This is a genomic window from Bradyrhizobium sp. 76 (genome assembly GCF_023073025.1).
Classification (GTDB): Bacteria; Pseudomonadota; Alphaproteobacteria; order Rhizobiales; family Xanthobacteraceae; genus Bradyrhizobium.
Genome location: NZ_JADPIS010000057.1, coordinates 1 through 4,668, shown reverse-complemented (window position 1 = coordinate 4,668; position 4,668 = coordinate 1). Strand labels below are relative to the sequence as shown.

The window sequence follows — 4,668 nt, the reverse complement described above, 5'->3', positions numbered from 1 at the left end:
CAAGCCCCTCGACATAGGCCGCAAACCGCGATTCACTCCCGTCCGATCTTGGGTGACCCATCCCAGCTCTCCATGCCGAAAAACGAATCTCCCGAAAATACCAGCAATTCCAGGATCAAAGATCGCGACTTTTTGACTCAGTAAGACTAGACGAGTAGGAATGATCGCCCCCTTCTGCACTATCGAGATTGGCGTCCATATCAAAGCTTTGGCGATCTCGGTGCATCACCAGGTTCGCCATCATCGGATCCCGGGAGCGGCAGAGTGATGCGCCAACGGCCGCCTACGGCCGAAAACTCCTGTCGCGATTCAGGCGTGTTCGCCGTTAGGTATCCCGATTCCGAAATACCGCGCGTGGGCGAGATTAAGGATGCGATTGATCAGATCCGAGAAGCTGTAGCCGCCCGTCGTCGCAGCCCGGACGTAAGAGTGGATATCATCGAGCGACGGGCTGAAGTTGATCTCGAGGACAAAAGGCTGGCCGGAGCGGTCGATCCGGAGGTCAATGCGGGCATAGTCCCGGCCAAGGCAGGCACGGAAAGTCGCAACCTAAATATCCCGCAGCATCGTCGCAAGTTCATTTCCGATTTGCGCTGGGCAAATTTTCTGCGGCGGCGCGACCGCCATACGATGCTTGTCTTCCCAGGTGATAAGACGTGTTTCGCGCTCGCAGAAGTCGTGCTCGACCGGAGGCAACACCTCAAGCTCTTCGTTTCTGAGCAGGGCGACGCAGATTTCTCGCCCTCGATGTATTCTTCCACCAGTGCGTCTTGAGCATAGTGCGTGAAAATCATTTCCACCGCTTGCATCAGACGACTAGGCTCATGTACGAATTTGTAATGTCAAGTTGTCGGATTCGTAACGTGGCTTCACTATCACAGGGAATCGCAGGTCGCCGGTGCTCTCGCTGCCGCGCTACTTGTTTGCGATGACTTTGTCGAGCTCCAGCGCAGCCCCGAGCGGACTCGGCCAGGTGTACGGAATGCCGACCATCTCAAGCATGATCGGAACCTGGCTGGAACGCCACTTCCCTTTCCTTCCGTACGCCACGTTGAAGACCATTCCGGAGGGGCCGGACCTGCGGATCGGTGGCGCGAACCGCTCGAGTTTTAGCAAGCAGTCCCTTATCGCCCTCGCACAGCAGCGTCTCGCGGCCGCTCTCTTGCGGTGCCGCCACGACGCTTTTGACCGCCGCGGTAATCCTCCACACCGGGTCGACCGAACGGATTGATCTCGATCAGCTCGTCCACACGACTGCAACCCTATAGCTACTCCCTGGATGTTGCCCGTTGTTAACTGCATTCGCTCAGATCTGCTTGATTGAGAGGAATAGCTACGTCTGATCTGCGTGCTCGCCGATCGGGCCGGCCAGGGGGATGTCCCGATCGCTGTTGAAGTAGGTCGGGCCGACGTTGCCGGAATGAATGTTACGCGGCCCTCGTGACGTGGGCAACGGGGTTGATCGTCACGCGATTGTGGCGAGTTTGAAGAGCCGCACGCAGAACCGACAATTGCTTATGCGCCTTCAATCGTCGGAAGCCCTTGTTGGCCTCGATCATGCCGGCCGCGACCCATCGCAAGCCCATACCGGCATCCGCCAGCGTTTGACGTTGCGCGTGACGCGGCGAATTGTGCCCATCATGTTCTCGGCGATGTTGGTACAGGCGAGCGATCGACGAAGCTTCGGCAACTTCAACCGGACGACAGTCAGGAGTTCGTCGACGCCTTCGAGGATGCTGACCGCCACGCCGGGCCATTGCTGGTCGAGTCGACGCGCGAGATTGCGGATCAATTTTTCAGCCTTGTCGGCGTCATCGAGCTCCCAGGTCTGGCGCAGCACCCGACGGGTGGCCGCATGATGCTCTTTCGGCAGGCGTTCCATGATGTTGCGCGCCTTGTGGATCCGGCAGCGCTGGATCGCTGCGGCCGAACCGAAGGTGCGGCGGATCGCATTCGACAACGCCTTCGCGCCGTCGGCGATGAACAGTCTTGGCATCGTCGGGTCGAGCCCGCGCGAGACCAGGTTGTCAGCAGGGCCTGAACCGTTGCGGCGTTCTCGGTCGCCTCTTCGACCAGCGCCAGCGGATGCTTGTTGCCTTCGCCGTCGACCCCGATCGCGGTGACCAGCACGAGATCGTCGCCGAGATGCAGCCCGTCGATTTGGACCACCAGAAGGTCGAGCGCGGACAGATCGGCAGCCATGAAGTCCGCCAGCCGCGCCGCCGACTTCGCCCCCCCGATCCGGGCGGTGCCGGCACGTCACCCTCGGGCAGCCGGACAGCGCGGCCGAACCGGCGCGTCGACACATTGATCAGCATCAGATTCATCGCCCAGCGACCAGTCGTCTATAGAAGGCGCCGAACGCGGTGTCGGTGCGTCCGACGGTTACGGCAGCAAGGCGCAGAAGAGCTGCGGCCCGACCGCCGGACCGGCGCGTTCGTGACGAGAGCATTTTGCCCCCGGACACCTTATTGCTCGGTGCCAACCCCAGCCAGGAGGTAAAATGCTTTGCACTTGGCCATGAGGTAAGGTCGTCGCCGCATTCTGCGATCAGCTTCAGCGAGAGGTAAGGACCGAGACCGTCGATGGTGGTGACGTCCTTTCCGAGCAGCCCAAATAACGACGCGCGGACGTCGAAAGCCAGAGCGTTCGCTTGATCGGCTCTGTTCCGACGCCGCGAGACCTGCGGCGCTGATCCATGATCATGACCCCTATGGGTAGTGAGTTCCTTCAACACAGCTTCGATTCGGGCGTCGCAGGCAGATGCCTTCTCGTGATACGCGTCGTAAAGGGCGAGTGCCTGATCGAGCGCAAACAGATGCTCCGCGCGGTAGCTTCCGGTGAGCGCGTTCGCGATCGTCTCGACACTGGAGTGGCAACTGTAGTGGCGCAAGCACGCCAGCGTCTCAGGATCGCGCTCGCCGGCAAGGATCGCGCGAATGATGCGTAGGCCAGTCGCGCCCGTGATGTCGGCCACAACGTGCTGGAGTTGAAGATTCATCTCGGTCAATGCTTTTTGCATATGCTGGATGTGTGAGGCGGCGTACTCCAGCAGACGCTCGCGCTGACGCACGTAGGCTCGCAGCTCGGCAATCTGCCCTTTGGGCCGAAAGCTGGCCCGCAGTAACCCGAATGAATGGAGCCGCTGCAGCCATTGCGCATCGCTAACATCGGTCTTTCGCCCCGGCACGTGCTTGGCATCGCGCGCGTTGACAAGAAACACGGCAAATCCTCGTGCATCGAGAAGCTCAAAGATCGGAATCCAGTAGACGCTGGTTGATTCCATGACGACGGTCTCGACTCCGCATTCCACAAACCACTTTACAATTTGATCGAGATCAGCCGTGAAGGTGCCAAAACTGCGTACTGGCTCAAGTGCGTGATCAGCTCCTACGGCAGCCATGTGCACAGTCGCACCAACATCGATGGCAGCCGCGTTCGGGTGCACCATGGGCATGGTACGGTCGACCTTGGACTTCGACTTCTTGCGGTTCATCTCCAATCTTCCTGCTGACAGAGAAGGGCTGAGCTGCGCAATTGATCAGATTCCTAAACGGGATCGCCTTTGCGGCGTCACCACTCTCAAGTCCGCAACAGCTCATGGACCAGTTTTTTTGACGGGGTTAAATGCCACCAAAATCGTATCGGCCGCTCCCTTCCGAACGCAGTCTATCGCCAATCCGTTTCTATCCCACAGGGGGCGTGCAGCGCCGCGCATAGTTTTTTAGAAGGAGCGCTCACCAAGGCGGGATTGCTGAGCGCAAGGCGATGATCGAGCGTCAGCACGAGCTGCCGATCACCAGGCAGGCAGAGGCTTTGAACATCAGCCGCGGCAGCGTGTACTACCTGCCGCGGCCGGTGTCGTCCGCCGATCTCGCGCTCATGCGGCGTCTCGACCGGCTGCATCTGGAGCTTCCCTTCGCCGTCCGGCGATCGTGCTGTTCGGGCCGTTGTTGTTTCCGATCGCGCGCGCCGTCGGCGTGCATGAGGTGCACTACGCCGTTCGCGAATGCTGAGAGGCCTGCTGGCTGCCGAGGGGCGCAAGATCGGCCGCCGGCATGTCAGAACGCTGATGCGGCGGATGGGGATAGAGGCGCTCTATCGCCGTCCGCGCACCACCAGACCCGAGCCCGGCCACAGGATCTATCCATACCTGCTGCGCGGCATGGCGATCACGCGACCGAACCAGGTCTGGGCGATGGACATCACCTACATCCCGATGGCGCGCGGCTTCGTCTATCTCGCTGTGGTGCTGGACTGGGCAACACGTGGTGTTCTGCCGTGGCGCCTGTCGATCACCATGGAAGCAGCCTTCTGCGTCGAGACGCTGGAGGATGCTTTGGCTCGTCATGGCAAGCCGGACATCTTCAACACGGATCAGGGCTCGCAGTTCACCGGACAGGCCTTTACCGGCGTGCTCGCCGACACGGCATCGCGATCAGCATGGACGGCAAGGGCGCATGGCGGGACAACGTGTTTCTCGAACGGCTCTGGCGCAGCGTCAAATACGAGGAGGTGTACCTGCGGGCCTATGACAGCGTCAGCCAGGCGCGCGACTCCATCGGCCGATATCTCGACTTCTACAATCGCGCATCAGAACACCCATCTGTCTATGTTGTTGAAGAGAAGAGGCTTTGCTGATCGGGATGCGATCCCGTGGGGTATTTG

At 60.3% G+C, this 4,668-nt stretch carries 3 protein-coding genes and 2 pseudogenes; 2 read left to right on the top strand and 3 right to left on the bottom strand.

Annotation, left to right across the window (positions count from 1 at the left end):
- Positions 1-309 precede the first annotated feature (309 nt).
- The gene (locus IVB48_RS12295; protein WP_247400140.1) at positions 310-495 is read right to left on the bottom strand and encodes a hypothetical protein; all 186 of its coding nucleotides are present in this window, start codon (positions 493-495) and stop codon (positions 310-312) included.
- Between the two features lie 487 nt (positions 496-982).
- Here IVB48_RS12295 and IVB48_RS12290 point away from each other — a divergent pair, with 487 nt between their 5' ends.
- The gene (locus IVB48_RS12290) at positions 983-1,231 is read left to right on the top strand and encodes a hypothetical protein (RefSeq protein ID WP_247400139.1); all 249 of its coding nucleotides are present in this window, start codon (positions 983-985) and stop codon (positions 1,229-1,231) included.
- A 196-nt stretch (positions 1,232-1,427) separates the two neighbouring features.
- Here the strand turns inward: IVB48_RS12290 and IVB48_RS12285 are convergent.
- Together IVB48_RS12285 and IVB48_RS12280 are read right to left on the bottom strand one after the other, a co-directional pair.
- A pseudogene (locus IVB48_RS12285) lies at positions 1,428-2,339 on the bottom strand (transposase); the annotation flags it as partial.
- A complete protein-coding gene (locus IVB48_RS12280; protein WP_247400138.1) occupies positions 2,324-3,496 on the bottom strand; it encodes an IS110 family transposase in 1,173 nt (390 codons plus the stop codon). The gene IVB48_RS12280 and the pseudogene IVB48_RS12285, both read right to left, overlap by 16 nt.
- Positions 3,497-3,720: 224 nt before the next feature.
- On the opposite strand from IVB48_RS12280, the pseudogene IVB48_RS12275 reads away from it, so the two are divergent.
- Positions 3,721-4,587: pseudogene (locus IVB48_RS12275) on the top strand (IS3 family transposase); the annotation flags it as partial.
- Positions 4,588-4,668: the final 81 nt, after the last annotated feature.

Bases quoted from the DNA above. Each gene is read 5' to 3' on its own strand.
- IVB48_RS12280 (WP_247400138.1), bottom strand. From the start codon at position 3,496: ATGAACCGCAAGAAGTCGAAGTCCAAGGTCGACCGTACCATGCCCATG.
- IVB48_RS12290 (WP_247400139.1), top strand. From the start codon at position 983: ATGCCGACCATCTCAAGCATGATCGGAACCTGGCTGGAACGCCACTTC.